Origin of the sequence: Heyndrickxia sporothermodurans, assembly GCF_003055045.1 — a bacterium.
Taxonomy (GTDB): domain Bacteria; phylum Bacillota; class Bacilli; order Bacillales; family Bacillaceae_C; genus Heyndrickxia; species Heyndrickxia sporothermodurans.
Genome location: NZ_NAZB01000015.1, coordinates 14,167 through 30,120, shown reverse-complemented (window position 1 = coordinate 30,120; position 15,954 = coordinate 14,167). Strand labels below are relative to the sequence as shown.

Here is a 15,954-nt window from a genome sequence, read left to right as displayed (position 1 = left end):
GATTCCCTATTGGTTTATTCTAGATATCCAAATCAATAAGAAAAGGAGGTTTTTCATGGACGTAAAATATATCCCATCAGATTGGGAAAAGATGAAAGAAGGTATTGGCGATTTAATTGGATTAGGGCGTTTGGGTAAAGGGATGATTGATGATCTAAAAGATATCACTGATAACTTAGAAGATGCAGAATCAGATATTGCAAGCCTTGACAGCGATGGGGTCATCTCCTTTCACCACACGAGTCAGAAAGATAAATTTCAACAATTATACGAAGACTTTGAGGTGCTACATCGATTTACTGGAAAAATCGGGGATATCGTCGATCGTACTATTGACCAACCATTCTATGAAGATATTGATGCATTTGTCGAGGCGATGAGAGATTTAACGCCTTCTAACTACACAACAAAAAACCGAATAGGTGCAACAGAAGTAAAAGTTGTCAATGCAGGATATGGCCAGCAACAGACATTTGAAGTTCCAAAGACTGAGATTAGTATCGATGACATTTTTAGCGGAGATAATCACTATGCCAAACAAATGAAGCTCGAATATGAGACTTGGAAAGAGCTAAATCCGGATCAGGATTTTTCGCAAAAAGAGTATCAACTCGCAGTTGTAAATACACGGGCCTTTGAATATGAATCGATTCGAAACCATCAGGAAAGCAAGGAATTCTGGGGGCAAATTGCCGCACTCGTCGTCATCATCGGTGTTTCTTTAGTCTGCCCACCTGCAGGTATCGCGTTAGGAGCCGCTTATGGTACATTCGAATTAAGCTCGGCCGTTTCCGGAAAGGATTGGATATCTGGTCGAGAGCTAGGCACTGGAGAGCGAGTCTTCCGAGGACTATTAAGCCCGCTGGATATTATTCCTGGGGTGAGTAGTATTACGAAATTCAGCGGAACAGTAAGGCTTGCTCACCTTGGAGATATGGGGATATCGTCCATTAAAACGGGAATTAAAAGAAGTTTTAATAATGGAGTGACCCACATTAAGAATATGGTAGAAACTGCCAGTAATGCTTCTGCCACTCGATTAAAAAGTGCAACCTCGGCAATAAAAGATGTACCAAATAAGCTGAAAAATAAGTTAATAGACGATACAATAGAAGTAGGGAGATTCATAGATTCAGCCACCACATATACAAAAAATATCTTCTCGACCCGAAAACCATTAGACTTCGCCATGGAGGGATTCGGAAATACTGGAAGTGTCCGAATGCCTGTGGAGAATACGCATGCGGCTGAGAATTATTTTGCGGCTAAGCTTGGTAGGGGGAATGGGGTTGGTGGTGGTACGGGTAATACTGTAAGTAATTATATTGATGATATAATTGTGAACGGAAAAGTAGATGCCGCTAAGATGAATAAGCTTAAAAATGCTATTCAAAATAATACTTTTAGTGTAGATGAGCTGTCTGAGATTAGAAAAAAGATGTCTGATTTAGGCATTACTAAAGAGTATGATGAAGCATTAATAAAAATTGATTTTGGCAAGTATCTTAGGGGATTAATAGGTGACCCGCCTACCGCTATGATAAATCCTCATGCACATCATATTCTATTTAAAAAAGGTCTTGGTCAGAAGCAGCAAGAACTGGTTCGAGAAGGTCAGGAAATATTAAGAAGGTATGGGATAGATCCCATAATTGGAGAAGAAAACCTTGTTTGGGCACCAAATGCCGTAGTAGGACAACATAGTCTCGATGCTTTAGAGGAAGTAGTGAATCGGTTAAGGGCTATTGAAGAATTTGGCGGTGACTTTGATGATATTGTTGAAGCTCTTAAAGATTTAGGTGACATAGCTAGTACAAGATAGTAGAAATACTGGAGGGCTAATATTATGGATGAAAAAGTTCTAAATAAAACTATAAGAAATGCTATAAAGATTGGAGATATTAATGAAGTAAAGCATTTAATAGACGAAAATCCAGAATCTTTACATTTAATGACACCATTTGGTACCTGGTTACATGTTGCAGCAAAGAAAGGACATTTTGGAATAGTAGAATATCTAGTTCAAAAAGGAATCGATGTTAATACAAAAGGTGATATATTTGATGCTTCACCTTTAAGATTGGCAGCGGGAGAGGGGCATTTGGAGATAGTAAAGTATTTAATAGAGAATGGTGCAGAATTAGATGTGAGCTTAGCAAAAAGAAATCCATTATTTGGAGCAATTTATGGCGGGCATAAAGAAGTAGCTGAGTTTCTAGTTGAAAAAGGAATAGATATTTCAATTAGATATACTGGAGAGAATATTAAGAATATGGATGCATATGAATATGCTAGACAATTTGGGCAAACAGAAATCGCTGAATATTTAAAGAAGAAGATGGAGGAAAAAGAATAAAAAAAGTGTTACTGGCTCGTAGCCTGAAAATTTTGAGATTAATATGCTCATTAGTTTAGAGGTGAGATTAAAAATAGAATCATTAATAAAGCACTTGATTCCCTATTAGGTAACAAGTGTTTTTTTTATGAAACAATTATGCTTTGGATAACATGAATGATGCTTTACTGAAATTCAAGAGATGGATAAAACTAGAGTAAACAGTATTATAATTTTCAGCACGGTACAGTAAAGCTTGATCATTTACGGGGGTTCGGGAAATTCGTCGTTAAAAATGAAAAAAGTACCCAATCTCAAAAATATTGTCAAAACAAGTCGGAAATCTGACTACCCCTGCTTAAAAAGCTCGGTCTCAGTGACAAAAGATGTCGAAAATAAGCTGAAGTAAGTCAATAGACGATACAATAGAAGTAGGAAGATTCATCGATTCAGCCATCACACAAGGAAAAAACATCATCTCGACCCGAAAACCATTAGACTTCGCCATGGAGGGATTCGGAAATACTGGAAATGTCCGAATGCCTGTGGAGAATACGCATGCTTTTGAGAATAAAGTCAGTGCTATGTTGAGTAAGGTTAAGGGAGTTAATGTTGGTGGTGGTACGGATAAGGTTAATCCGAAATACACAACTAAAATAAAATGGGGAATCAATGATATTGAACAAGGCCATATTGTAAGGGATACTGGGGAAAAAGAATACCTCAAAAAAATCCAAGAGTTGATGAATTTGAGTTGAAAATAAATCCAAATGATGAAAGTCTCTATTTGCCACATCCTAAGGGTGGATTTGTTCAATTTGAAAATTTAGCTGAGGATATAGTTTAGGATGGTAAATTAAATAGATTACAACCCTTTTTCCGAGTAAATTATTTGAGAAATCGAACAATAGCTAACTATAAGCGCTTTATTGTCAAATAGGCAACAAGTGCTTTTTTTGTTGTTTAGTGTACGTTGAAAATAAAGCAGAGGATATTTACATTTACTGTTCCTATGAGCCGGAAATGCATGGTTTAGACGTATTTTTAAAATAAATTGCCAACTTGTATTTAAGCATAATTTAAATGATGCAGTAAATAGTACAAGCGCAATAGGATGAATCGGAACTCGCAAGCTTGGACGTGACGGAGGCATCTCCTTTCCTCACACGAGATAGAAAGATAAATTTCAACAACTAATTGAGGATTTTGTAGCATTTTTAATCTTATTTTCAATGTAGTAAAAATTCACCGAATGTAATCGAATTTTAAAGCTATTTAATCAGAATTTTATATAAATGAAAAATTATTATGGGATAATGAGTACTTCTGAAATAAATGTGATTCGTTTAGGTGGTGCAAGTATGGAAGGGAAGAAGAGGAAACGGGTAAGAGTGAGATGGGGCCGAATATTTGGCGCACTTCTGCTTCTATGTGTCTTTATTATTGGAGGATGCAGTGTTATTCAGTATGTGCAAGGGACACAGGAAGCTGGCAGTAAATCAAGTAAAACTCAAAAAGAATTTCATTCATTTAAAGGGACAAAAAGTAAAATCGGTGACACTAACATTCTTTTATTAGGAAATGACACTAGAGGGGAAAAACATTCGAGAACCGATACGATCATGATCGCTCATTATGATCAAAAAGCCCATAATGTCAAGCTTATTTCTCTTATGCGTGATATGTTTGTCTCGATCCCTGGCCACGGAAAAGAAAAATTAAATGCGGCTTATGCTTACGGGGGTCCGGAATTACTAAGGCAAACTATTACTGAAAATTTTGGTGTAGATATTCAATACTACACGATCGTAGATTTCCAAGGATTCGAAAAAGCCGTTGACACCCTTGTACCAGATGGCGTCGAAATAGATGTTCCACATGATATGTCATCCGGTATAGGAATGAAGCTGAAGAAAGGCAAGCAAGTACTTCATGGAAATGAGCTATTAGGATATGTTCGTTTTCGCCATGATCGTTTAAGTGATTTTGGCCGTGTGCAAAGACAACAAGAGGTCGTTACAAAATTAATGGACGAGTCTATCCAACTTCATAATGTGGTCAAGCTCCCTAAACTAATGGGTATTATGAATTCCTATATTGATACAAATATGGATACCTCTACTATTATTGCAATCGGAAAAGATGTTATTACAAAGCAGGGTGGTAAGCTAGAAACATTACGTCTCCCCGAAGATGGGACATTTGAAAATAGACGCATTGACGGTATAGGTGATGTACTTCAAGTAGATTTTGAACAAAACAAAGAAGCACTTAAGCAATTTTTACAAGGAACCGGAGAAACTAGAAAATAGGTAGTATGAAGAGCTTATTCCAACTGTTCAATTAGTATTCGCCTGAGAATACTCCATTCAATTTTCAAAATAGAATTGCATGAATAACCGTTATGATAAGAAAGACATGAATATATCTGCTTTACAAACTTCCATTAATAGCGATCATTACCCTGAAACAAAAGCACAACTAATACAAGACGCAAAGTTCAAGGAAATTCAGATAGGTCCTGATCAAACGAATGAGTTTTTTCGTCAACAACAAGGACAATTCCCACTAGATCAAAATGGACAAGTACCAACTCAACAACAGGGATCATATGAACAAGTACCATCGCAAAATCAAGAACAACAATCTCAAGAACCAAAACAAACGAAGCAGGAACAGCAAGTTAAGAATGATGGAAATATTAGTGAATATGCCAAGCAAGTTATTGACTTAACAAATAAAGAAAGGTCTAAACAAGGTATTCCTGCTTTAAAAGTCGATTCGAAGCTTAGTAGTGTGGCTCAAAAGAAATCATTGGATATGCAACAAAACCATTATTTTTCACATACAAGTCCAACTTATGGATCCCCGTTTGATATGATGAGGGATTTTGGGGTCAATTATAAGAGTGCGGGTGAAAATATTGCTCAAGGTCAACAAGACCCACAAGAAGTTGTTAAAGCTTGGATGAATAGTGAAGGTCATAGGAAAAACATCTTAAATAAAAACTTTACACATATCGGCGTAGGGTTTGAACAAACAGAAAATCACTGGTCACAAATGTTTATTGGGAAATAAAAAAGGGAGTTCAACGAGTAATATGGTACCTATAGANNTCTATAGGTACCATATTACTCAGAGCTTCCTTATTTTTATTTTAGTCCATTTTCCTCCATTCTATTTAGAGTCTGGTTCCCTTGTCATCTCAAACCACATAGAATAAGTCATATGTATATTACCTAATTAAAATCGAACATGTCGCATTAACCCGTTAAAGCAATGTATGATGATCAAATATTTAAAATTAATCGAAAATTATATTGAATTTCTTTTTTATTATTGCTATACTTTTTAAAAATCTAATTTATCTAGGCGTTTAAGTTAAATCATAGTAAACTTAAATTGTAAAAGCAAAAGATATAATATTATAACAATTTAAGGAGAATCACATGAAAGTAAATAAAAATTTGCCTACACCTTTATATCATCAAGTAAAAGATTACTTAGAAGAAAAAATCATTTTAGGTGAATGGGAGCCTGGGTTTCAATTGCCTACAGAAAAGGAGCTGTCAGCCCAATTTCAAGTAAGTACCATTACCGTAAAAAGAGCCATACATGATCTAGTCAACAAAGGAATTCTTTATCGTCAAAGAGGAAAAGGAACGTTTGTAAGTAGGAAGGAGGATAAAGATATTTACCAGCTCGTTTCACTAAGGAATGAAGCAGAGGAAGATAAACACCATCCTCATAAGTCATTATCCTTCAAGGAAGAAGAAGCCGGTGTGAAAATTGGTAAAATGCTTAATATAAACGCTGCAGAGAAAGTCTATAAAATTCATAGGTTGAAAATTGAAGAAGAGACTCCAGTCGGGATTGAGTATACATACATTCCGTGCTCTTTATTTCCTGGTCTCACGGAAAAGGTAATAGAAGACGATCTTTTCTACAATGTTTTCACAAATAAATATGGAATGAATTTAGGAAAAGCAAAAATCTTTTTCTCCACCATAACTGCAGAGGACTATGAGGCAGATTTGTTAAACATCCCCAAAGGTGAGCAGCTATTTGTTTTAGAAAGGTTTACGTATACTGAGGAGCAGCAAATCATTGAATATTCGAGATTTATTATTAGACAAGAAAAATCACGATATTTTATCGAAATTAGACTATAAAAAGGTCTAATTTATACTCATATAATATAAAAATATAAAGTTATAATATTATATTCTTATATTAAAACTAGAATTTGAAAGGGTGAAGCATGAATGGAAAAGGTTTTTCAGTATATTGACGACCACGCTGATACGTATATTGATTGGTTAATCGAAGCGTGTAATCAACCAAGCGTATCCGCTCAAAATCGTGGAATGCTTGAAATGAAAGAACTTGTAAAAAGATTTTTAAAAAATATCAATGTCGAAGTTGAAGAACTAACAACAGACGGATATCCGATTATTTATGGAGAATTAGGAAAAAGTCATGGTAAAACACTTACATTTTATAATCATTATGATGTTCAACCTGAAGATCCAATTGATCAGTGGCAGAGCGATCCATTTAAAGCAAGCATTAGAGAAGGAAAAATTTTTGCAAGGGGGGTTGCAGATAATAAAGGAAACCTAATTGCTAGAATATGTGCTGTTCATGCTTATCAACAGGTATATGGAACATTGCCCATCAATCTCAAATTTATCTTTGAAGGAGAGGAAGAAGTTGGAAGTCCGCACTTAGAGTTTTTTGCGAATGAACATCCGGATAAACTCCAAACAGATGGAATCATTTGGGAAGGTGGTTCAAGAGAAGTTGAAAGCAAACGTCCACATGTTGGACTAGGTGTGAAAGGGATCTGTTATGTTGAGCTAGTTTGTAAGGGTGCCAATATGGATTTACATTCTTCGGAAGCAGCGATTATTGAGAACCCGGCATGGAGGCTCATTTGGGCATTAAGTACCTTGAAAAATGAACAAGAGGAAATATTAATCGAAGGATTTTACGACGATATCGTTCCATTGAGTGAGCTAGACAAAAAGTTCATTGGGTCGATGATTTATGATGAGGGAGCTACGAAGAAATTATACGGAATAGACAGCTTTTTGAAAAATGTATCAGGAGATATATTAAAGGAAAGGTTGACTGCTGAGCCAACATGTACAATATGTGGGATCGAATCAGGATATATCGGTGAAGGGTCAAAAACGGTTTTGCCGTCAATTGCAAAAGTAAAATTAGATTTTCGTTTAGTTCCTAATCAATCACCCGAGAAAATTGCCAAATTGCTAAGAAATCACTTAGATAAACACGGATACTCTGATATTGAAATTAACCAAGGACATGGATTACATCCTTTTAATACTAATCCAAAGGATCCTTTTGTCCAAACCGTCCTTGAAAGCATTCAAGAAGTGTATGAAGAACCACCTGTTATTTTGCGCAATCTAGCAGGTTCTAGTCCAATGTATAAAATGTTGAAAAATACAGATATTCCTGCAGTTCAAATCGGTGTGGCTAATCTCCAATCTAATTATCATGCACCGAATGAAAATATCTTCGTTGAAGACTATATTCAAGGGATTAAAGCTACAGCTGCGGTGATTAAGAACTTCAAATAAGTATGTGAAAAGTATTCTGTAATTTTAAAATATTCAAATTTGGGGGATGGGTATGAAAAAATCTTTTAGATTGGTTTTTGTCGCTTGTATTATTCTCGTCTTTATGGTTTCTGGATGCAGTAGTAATTCTTCAACTGGTGCAAAGAAGAGTGGAGAAGGAGGAAAAGACAAAACAACATTAGTGTTGGCACAAAGTGCCGATATAACGACATTGGATCCGCAAAATTCATTAAGTACAACAGGTGATCGTGTATTTAGGAACATGTTTAGCCGATTATTCAATAGGGACGACAAAATGGAAATTCAGCCGGAACTTGTTGATTCTTACAAAAATACAGATGACCTCACATGGAAGTTTAAGTTAAAGGAAGGAGTAAAATTCCATAATGGAGATCCTTTAACTGCTGAGGATGTTAAATATAGTCTTGAACGAGTGATGAAAGATCAGACATTAAAGGAATTTCCGTATTTTACACAGCTTTCAAAGATAAATGTCGTTGATGACTTAAATTTTGAAATCATAACGGATGGACCTATGCCTACATTATTAAGACTTCTAGCAAAAAGTGGTGCAGATATCATGCCAAAAAAATATATCGACAAAGTAGGGATGGATGAATTTTTAAAGAAACCAGTCGGTTCAGGCCCCTATAAATTTGTTAAATGGGATCGAGATGACCGAGTTGTTTTAGAAAGTTTCAAAGATTATTTTGCTGGAGCGCCGAAATGGAAGGAAGTCATTGTCAGAGCCATTCCAGAGAGCTCTACCCGTGTTGGTGAATTATTAACGGGTGGTGTAGACATTGCAACAGATATTCCACCGAATGAATGGGATCGTGTGAATGGTGAAAAGGGTGTATCACTTATAAATGGAGATACGACTCGTGTCATGCTTTTAGTCGTCAGAACAACAAAAGGATTTGCTACATCAGATCCGAAAGTTAGGGAAGCTATTGATTTAGCCATAAATGAAAAGGCTATCGTTGATTCTGTATTAAAAGGTACCGGTGTTCCAGTTCGAACACGTGTACCAGAAGGGGTAGTTGGTTCCAATCCAGATTTATATAACACGTATGAATACGATCTTGAAAAAGCCAAAAAATTATTGGCGGAAGCTGGATATAAAGATGGACTTGAAATTACATTAACAGCGCCAAAAGGTAGATACCCTCTTGATGGAGAAGTGGCTCAACTCGTTGCAAGTATGTTAGGTGAGGCGGGCATTAAAGTTAATCTAAAATTACTAGAGTCTAGTGCATATTTAGATGAGTATAATTCGAACTCCAATAAAGAATTGTTAATGATTGGCTTAGCAGATGGATTGTTGGATGCTTCTTATTCATTGGTTCACTATACAAAAGATCGTGCAGCAGGACAAACCGATTATTACAATCCGGAAGTAGAAAAGCTTTATCATGATGCTGGAAGAAATTTAAATGAAGAGGAACGAACTAAACAGTATCAAAAAATTCAATCCATTGTTGCTGAGGAGAGACCACATATTTTCTTATTCCAACAAAATGCGAACTATGGGGTTTCAGATCGAGTTACATTCAATTCTAGGCTTGATGAGGTAATTAATTTTTCCGATATTTCTTTGAAGTAATTTATTTGTTGAGATGAAAATGAGCGGGGCTGGGAAAGTAAAACTAGTCCCGTTTATGAAAGGAGATCTTGAATTGAAGAAGTATCTGGTGAAGAGATTACTACAAATTATCCCGGTTTTATTTATTATTACTTTTGTTGTTTTCGTATTAGTTTATCTAGCTGGTGACCCTGTTGCTTTAATGTTACCGGAAGATGCTTCTGAAGCGGACCGAGAAGCATTAAGAGCAGCACTTGGACTTAATGAACCATTTTTATATCAATATTTTCATTTTATTGGTGATTTATTTCGGGGGAATTTCGGAACATCCTTCCGCTATCATCAAGAAGCTTTGCCATTAGTATTAGAAAGGCTTCCCGCTACTTTTGAGCTAGCAGCTGCTTCTATGTTGATTGCTATAATTATAGCCATTCCAATGGGGATTTTTTCAGCACAAAAGAGAAATAGCTTTGTTGATTTATTTATTACAGGTGGCTCCGTTTTGGGAAAAGCAATGCCAAGTTTTTGGCTTGGAATTATGCTTATTCTCATGCTAGCGGTGAACTATCAAATATTCCCGGTATCAGGTAGGGGAACATGGGCACATTTAATTTTGCCGGCTATCACCTTAGGAACTGGTGTAGCGGCCGAAATGACGAGGCTAGTTCGTTCAAGTATGTTAGACATTTTAAACCAGGATTATATTCGGACGGCAAAGAGTAAAGGTGTAAGTGATACACTTGTTGTTTATAAACATGCCTTTCGAAATTCACTGATTCCGGTTGTAACGATTACTTCTTTACAAGTAACTCATTTAGTAAGTGGTGCATTAATTACCGAGACCGTTTTTTCTTGGCCGGGATTAGGACAATTATTAGTTCAAGCCGTAAATGGACGGGATATGGCGGTTGTACAAGCGGCTGTTTTTGTTATTGCTATTCTAGTTATTTTGATCAACCTCATTACGGACCTCATTTATCGTTTGCTTGATCCGAGAATTAATTATTCATAGGGGGTGAGAAAGTGGAAGTAAATGTAAATCGGGATGCAGTCGTTGATGTAAATAAACCGATCACAAAAACAAAACATAACCGTCTTTTCCGTTTAATAAAATTATTACTCCGAAGTAAGACGGGCACAACGGGGTTCTTCATTGTCTTTGCTGTTGTCTTTATTGCTATTTTTGCGAATATTTTAGCTCCTCATAACCCTGCTGCAAATAATTTAGGAGACATGCTGAAGCCGCCTGCATGGTTGGACGGAGGCTCTACGACTTATCTACTTGGAACAGACAATTTAGGTAGAGACATTTTAAGTAGAATCATATACGGGACTCGAGTGTCATTGTTAGTGGGAATTTTTTCAGTTATTTTAGCCGGTATCATCGGCATCTTAGTCGGGATTTTTGCAGGATATTACGGTGGAGTAATCGATAATATCTTAATGAGAATCGTGGATTCCTTCCTTGCGATTCCAAGTATTCTATTTATTTTAGTAGTTCTAGCTGTATTTGAACCAAGCATTATGGTACTTATTGTCGTCATCGGATTTACCAACTGGGTTACATATGCAAGGGTTGTAAGGGGGGAGGTACTAAGTATTAAGGAGCGGGAGTTTGTAAGGGCCTCAAGGTCTATTGGGACAAAAAATGCGACGATTATGTTAAAGCATATCTTTCCTAATATTATCTCCTCTTTTATTGTTATATCAACTTTAAGTGTTGCTACAACAATCATTTTGGAAGCATCTTTAAGTTTTCTTGGGTTAGGGATACAGCCCCCAACTGTTTCATGGGGAGGAATGTTGACGGATGGCAGGAATTATTTAGCTACGAACTGGTGGTTAGCCACTTTCCCCGGGATTGCCATAACGATTACGGCTCTTGGAATTATCTTTTTAGGTGATTGGCTTCGTGATGTATTAGATCCACGAACACAAGGAAGAAAATAGGAAGGGGGTAACAACATGGCCAAAACTCAGACACTATTAGAAGTGAAGGATTTGCAAACACATTTCTTTACAGAAAGTGGGACGGTTGCTTCCGTAAATGGTGTGTCTTTTTCAGTTGAAAAAGGAGAAACGGTCGGTATTGTCGGTGAATCAGGTTGTGGAAAAAGTGTAACGTCACTATCACTTCTGCAATTAGTTAGTGAACCTGGAAAAATTGTTGGTGGGGAAATACTGTTTGATGGAGAAAATTTATTGAAGTACTCCAAGCGGAAAATGCAGCAAATAAGAGGAAATAAAATTTCAATGATTTTTCAAGAGCCATTAACCTCCTTAAATCCAGTGTTTACTGTCGGAAGTCAAATTTCGGAAGCGATTAGACTCCATCAAAATGTAGATAAGTCAGAAGCGAAAAAGAAAGCAATTGAAATGTTAAAAAAGGTAGGAATACCGCGAGCGGAAAAACACTTTTATTCATTTCCTCATCTGCTTAGCGGAGGAATGAGGCAAAGGGTCATGATTGCTATGGCATTATCCTGCAATCCACAATTGTTAATAGCGGACGAACCGACAACTGCCCTCGATGTTACCATCCAAGCGCAAATATTAAAGCTAATGAAAAAACTGAGTGAAGAATATGGAACATCCATTATTATGATTACTCACGATCTAGGTGTAGTTGCCGAAATGGTGGATCGAGTGATTGTCATGTATGCCGGTCAAATTGTTGAGCAAGATAATGTTTTTAATATTTTTAAAAATCCAAAGCATCCTTATACAAAGGGATTACTTAATAGTACACCAAAAATACACCAATTAAAGGATCAATTAGAATCAATTGAAGGAAATGTACCAATACCTTCCGAAATGCCTACTGGATGTAAATTCCATCCACGATGTCCTTTCGCAATGGATATCTGTAGAAATCAAGAGCCTCCTTTAGTTCAAACAGGAGATGGAGCTGAAGTGAGATGTTGGCTTCATGGAGATGAAGAGGTGATTAATCTATGACCGTTACCACCAACGATAATTTAAAAAAGGATGATGAAACACTATTAGAAATTGAAGGGTTAAAAAAATATTTTCCTATTTCTTCAGGTTTTTTTGGGAAAACAAAGCAGTATATAAAAGCTGTGGATGGAATAAATTTAATTGTGAAGAAAGGAGAAACACTAGGAATAGTTGGCGAATCAGGATGTGGAAAATCTACAACTGGAAATACCATTTTGCGCTTGATTGAACCTACAGATGGAAAAATCATTTTCGAAGGGTCTGATATTACTAAACTATCAGAACGTGGAATGCAAAGAATTAGAAAGGATATCCAAATGGTTTTCCAAGATCCATTTTCCTCTCTTAATCCTAGAATGAGAGTATTCGACATTATCGCAGAACCACTTCGTACCCATAAAGTAGCAAAAGGGAAGGAATTAGAGCAAGCAGTTTACGAATTAATGGAAACCGTTGGGTTAGACCGATCATTCTCTAGTCGATATCCTCATGAATTTAGTGGCGGCCAAAGGCAAAGAATTGGAATTGCTCGAGCTTTAGCATTAAAACCAAAGTTAATTATTTGTGATGAACCAGTCTCGGCTTTAGATGTTTCTATTCAAGCACAAATATTAAATTTATTAATGGATTTACAAAAGAAATTTAATTTAACTTATATATTTATTGCACATGGAATTCCTGCAGTAAAATACATTAGTGATCGAATCGCTGTCATGTATATGGGGGAAGTCGTCGAGCTTTCATCAAAGGAAGGACTTTTTAAGCATACCCTCCATCCATATACGAGCGGTTTAATCGCTTCTGTACCAATACCTGATCCGACTTTAAGAGATCGTAAGGAACAATACATTTTAGAAGATGATCTACCTGATCAAACGAATTTACCAACCGGCTGCAGTTTCTATCCTAGATGTCCATTTGGTATGGAAAAATGTAAAGTTGAAAAACCAAAATTAAGACAAATTAGGGATGAACATTTTGTAGCTTGTCATCACCCACTACAAAATATTGTATCCTGATTGAACGGTGATGGAATAAAAAATGAGAAGGGCAGTGAAATAATGAAAATAATTGTTATAGGTTCTGGAATTGTTGGAGCTAGTACTGCTTACCATTTGGCTAGAAAAGGAGCAGAAGTAATTATTATTGATAAACAACATGAAGGCCAGGCTACTGCTGCAGGTGCTGGTATTGTGTGTCCATGGATATCTAGGGTCGATGATCAAGATTTTTATACATTGGCTAAAGGTGGAGCTTGCTATTATCCTTCTCTCGTTTCTCAACTAGAGGAAGATGGGGAATGTAATCTTGGTTATGGGTTAGTTGGTGCGTTGGCTGTTAGCAATGATGAGGAGGAATTGAACATAATCGAACAAAAGGTTAGAGCTCGCCAAAAGGAAAATCCCGAAGTAGGTGAAATTAGACGGCTGTCAGCCGAAGAAGCTCGCCAACTATTTCCTCCTTTAAGAGAAGATTTACAAGCTGTTCATGTCACAGGAGCCGCAAGAGTGGATGGTCGATTACTAAGAGATGCTCTTATACGAGGAGCAGAAAAACATGGTGCACATTCCTATACTGGTATCGCCAAGCTCGAGATTAAAAACGAGAAAGTAATTGGTGCCTATGTAAATGATGAATTTATTTCGGCTGACGCTGTGGTAATAACAGCAGGTGCATGGGCTCCAGAGCTACTGTCTCCACTTGGAATTGATATTCCAGTTGAACCACAACGTGGGCAAATTGTCCATTTACAACTTCCGGATCAGGATACCTCAAAATGGCCGGTTATCCTCCCGCAAAGCAGCCATTATCTTGTTTCGTTTGATGATTCAAGGGTTGTCGTTGGTGCAACACGAGAAACTGGTTCCGGATTTGATTATCGTGTAACCGCAGCGGGTTTAAAGGAGGTTCTTCACGAAGCACTCCATGTGGCACCGGGCCTTTCAGAGGGCACTTTGCAGGAAGTACGAATTGGATTTAGACCAGCTGGGCAGGATATATTACCGTACTTAGGACCAATTCCTACTTTAAAAGGAATAGTCATTGCCAACGGACTAGGTGCTTCGGGATTAACAATGGGCCCATATGTTGGATCACTAGCTGCAAATCTAGCAATGGGTGAAGATACGGAAATTGATATTACAGCTTACAATCCCCTTAGAAATCGTTTGAATGTTAACTAAAGAAATCAACTATCTAGAACAACAGAAATAGCATAACTCTTTACTTCAATAGAATATAATATTATAACTTTATAATTTACTAGATTGTTAAAAAATTAGTGACAGAGATTAGAGAAAGGGGTGTGATTCTCGACTGGATATTATCTGATTAAGCTTGTTTTTATCTATCACAAAATTGAACAAGGGGGAACAAAGTTGAAAAAACAATTCTTTGTATTATTCATTTGCCTTTTCCTTATCATCATGTCGGCTTGTGGAAATAAAACAGGAAATCAAGCGAATAAAGGTAACGGCAGTAGTGACAAAACGTTAGTCTTAGCTGCGTATGGTGGGAGTTATGAGAAAAAAATTAAGGAGGCAGTTATTCCAAAGTTTGAAAAGAAGTATGGTGTCAAAGTCAAGTATATAACGGGAAGTTCTGTCGACACATTATCGAAGCTTCAAGCACAAAAGGCGCACCCACAGATTGATGTTGCTTTTTTAGATGATGGTCCACAGGCACAAGCAAAAGCGTTTGGACTATTAGCACCGTTAGATGAAAAAGTGGTTACGAATTTGGAAAATTTATATGATATTGCAAAAGATGAAGATAACATCGGTGTTGGTTTTGGAATTATTTCAACAGGACTTGCTTATAACAAAGAAACATTTCAGAAAAATGGATGGGAGCCATTGAAATCTTGGAATGATTTAGCAGACCCAAAATTTAAAGGGAATCTAGTTCTACCATCGATTGCAAACACTTATGGTGTTCACTTGCTTATCATGGCCGCGAAAGCTAATGGGGGAAGTGAAGAAAATATTGTGCCGGGCTTTGAAGCTTTGAAAAAAATCGCAAAGAATGCAGTCACTTTTGACAAAACAGCAGACGTATCGAACTACTTTTTACAAGGACAAACGGTAGCGAGTGCGTGGGGAAGCAGCCGTGTCTATACATTACAAGATACTGGATTCCCAATAGAATATGTTATCCCTGAGGAAGGTGCGATCGCATTAATGTCTACGATTAGTGTTGTAAAAAATGCACCTAATAATGATTTAGCTCAAAAATTTGTGAATTTCGTATTAAGTGAAGAAGTACAAAAAGATTTTGCCGAAGCATTGTTTGACGGTCCGGTTAATAAAAATGTGAAATTAGAGGGAGATATCACGAAGAAGGTTCCATATGGACAGGCTGAAATTGATAAATTGATTAAAGTAAATTGGAAGCTTGTAAATGAAAAACGTGCAGAATGGACGGAGAGAGCAAATAAAGAAATTGAAATCTCGCATTAATGAAGAGGT

14 protein-coding genes are annotated in these 15,954 nt (G+C 36.8%); all 14 read left to right on the top strand.

Translation table 11 applies throughout. The features are described 5' to 3' along the window. Window positions 1-55 precede the first annotated feature (55 nt). The 14 genes from B5V89_RS20385 (at window position 56) to B5V89_RS06095 (ending at window position 15,945) form a co-directional block, all read left to right on the top strand. Window positions 56-1,822: an AHH domain-containing protein gene (locus tag B5V89_RS20385; RefSeq protein WP_244913451.1), complete on the top strand. Its 1,767-nt coding sequence runs from the start codon at window positions 56-58 to the stop codon at window positions 1,820-1,822. Between the two features lie 24 nt (window positions 1,823-1,846). Then, complete coding sequence (locus tag B5V89_RS06155; RefSeq protein ID WP_066228226.1) at window positions 1,847-2,356, top strand: ankyrin repeat domain-containing protein; 510 nt, start codon at window positions 1,847-1,849, stop codon at window positions 2,354-2,356. A 518-nt stretch (window positions 2,357-2,874) separates the two neighbouring features. Continuing rightward, a complete protein-coding gene (locus tag B5V89_RS06150) occupies window positions 2,875-3,093 on the top strand; it encodes a hypothetical protein (RefSeq protein WP_066228222.1) in 219 nt (72 codons plus the stop codon). Window positions 3,094-3,696: 603 nt separating this feature from the next. Then, the gene (locus B5V89_RS06145; RefSeq protein ID WP_066228219.1) at window positions 3,697-4,647 is read left to right on the top strand and encodes an LCP family protein; all 951 of its coding nucleotides are present in this window, start codon (window positions 3,697-3,699) and stop codon (window positions 4,645-4,647) included. 79 nt (window positions 4,648-4,726) lie between these two features. Continuing rightward, complete coding sequence (locus tag B5V89_RS06140; RefSeq protein WP_066228216.1) at window positions 4,727-5,413, top strand: CAP domain-containing protein; 687 nt, start codon at window positions 4,727-4,729, stop codon at window positions 5,411-5,413. A gap of 371 nt (window positions 5,414-5,784) precedes the next feature. Beyond that, on the top strand, window positions 5,785-6,507 hold the full coding sequence (locus B5V89_RS06135; protein ID WP_066228213.1) for a GntR family transcriptional regulator: 723 nt from the start codon (window positions 5,785-5,787) through the stop codon (window positions 6,505-6,507). A 93-nt stretch (window positions 6,508-6,600) separates the two neighbouring features. Then, window positions 6,601-7,944, top strand: a complete 1,344-nt coding sequence (locus B5V89_RS06130) for a M20 family metallopeptidase (RefSeq protein WP_107958213.1) — start codon at window positions 6,601-6,603, stop codon at window positions 7,942-7,944. A 52-nt stretch (window positions 7,945-7,996) separates the two neighbouring features. After that, window positions 7,997-9,550, top strand: coding sequence for an ABC transporter substrate-binding protein (locus B5V89_RS06125; RefSeq protein ID WP_165797674.1), 1,554 nt, complete (start codon window positions 7,997-7,999; stop codon window positions 9,548-9,550). A gap of 73 nt (window positions 9,551-9,623) precedes the next feature. Beyond that, window positions 9,624-10,541, top strand: coding sequence for an ABC transporter permease (locus tag B5V89_RS06120; RefSeq protein WP_066228242.1), 918 nt, complete (start codon window positions 9,624-9,626; stop codon window positions 10,539-10,541). Between the two features lie 59 nt (window positions 10,542-10,600). Beyond that, entirely contained in the window at window positions 10,601-11,479 is an 879-nt protein-coding gene (locus B5V89_RS06115; RefSeq protein WP_108071037.1) for an ABC transporter permease, read from the top strand. A 15-nt stretch (window positions 11,480-11,494) separates the two neighbouring features. Next, on the top strand, window positions 11,495-12,487 hold the full coding sequence (locus B5V89_RS06110) for an ABC transporter ATP-binding protein (RefSeq protein WP_066228203.1): 993 nt from the start codon (window positions 11,495-11,497) through the stop codon (window positions 12,485-12,487). Next, window positions 12,484-13,506 carry an ABC transporter ATP-binding protein gene (locus tag B5V89_RS06105; RefSeq protein WP_066228200.1) on the top strand — a complete coding sequence of 341 codons (1,023 nt, stop codon included), beginning with the start codon at window positions 12,484-12,486 and terminating at the stop codon, window positions 13,504-13,506. Before B5V89_RS06110 ends, B5V89_RS06105 begins: the two co-directional genes overlap by 4 nt. A 39-nt stretch (window positions 13,507-13,545) precedes the next feature. Continuing rightward, a complete protein-coding gene (locus B5V89_RS06100) occupies window positions 13,546-14,670 on the top strand; it encodes an NAD(P)/FAD-dependent oxidoreductase (protein ID WP_280523954.1) in 1,125 nt (374 codons plus the stop codon). A 195-nt stretch (window positions 14,671-14,865) separates the two neighbouring features. Next, on the top strand, window positions 14,866-15,945 hold the full coding sequence (locus tag B5V89_RS06095) for an ABC transporter substrate-binding protein (RefSeq protein WP_235598279.1): 1,080 nt from the start codon (window positions 14,866-14,868) through the stop codon (window positions 15,943-15,945). The last annotated feature ends 9 nt before the right edge of the window (window positions 15,946-15,954 follow it).

Excerpts from the sequence above, each read along its gene's own strand:
- B5V89_RS06140 (WP_066228216.1), top strand. The coding sequence starts at position 4,727 with ATGAATAACCGTTATGATAAGAAAGACATGAATATATCTGCTTTACAA.
- B5V89_RS06150 (WP_066228222.1), top strand. The coding sequence starts at position 2,875 with ATGCCTGTGGAGAATACGCATGCTTTTGAGAATAAAGTCAGTGCTATG.
- B5V89_RS06110 (WP_066228203.1), top strand. The coding sequence starts at position 11,495 with ATGGCCAAAACTCAGACACTATTAGAAGTGAAGGATTTGCAAACACAT.
- B5V89_RS06125 (WP_165797674.1), top strand. The coding sequence starts at position 7,997 with ATGAAAAAATCTTTTAGATTGGTTTTTGTCGCTTGTATTATTCTCGTC.
- B5V89_RS06105 (WP_066228200.1), top strand. The coding sequence starts at position 12,484 with ATGACCGTTACCACCAACGATAATTTAAAAAAGGATGATGAAACACTA.
- B5V89_RS20385 (WP_244913451.1), top strand. The coding sequence starts at position 56 with ATGGACGTAAAATATATCCCATCAGATTGGGAAAAGATGAAAGAAGGT.
- B5V89_RS06130 (WP_107958213.1), top strand. The coding sequence starts at position 6,601 with ATGGAAAAGGTTTTTCAGTATATTGACGACCACGCTGATACGTATATT.
- B5V89_RS06145 (WP_066228219.1), top strand. The coding sequence starts at position 3,697 with ATGGAAGGGAAGAAGAGGAAACGGGTAAGAGTGAGATGGGGCCGAATA.
- B5V89_RS06155 (WP_066228226.1), top strand. The coding sequence starts at position 1,847 with ATGGATGAAAAAGTTCTAAATAAAACTATAAGAAATGCTATAAAGATT.
- B5V89_RS06135 (WP_066228213.1), top strand. The coding sequence starts at position 5,785 with ATGAAAGTAAATAAAAATTTGCCTACACCTTTATATCATCAAGTAAAA.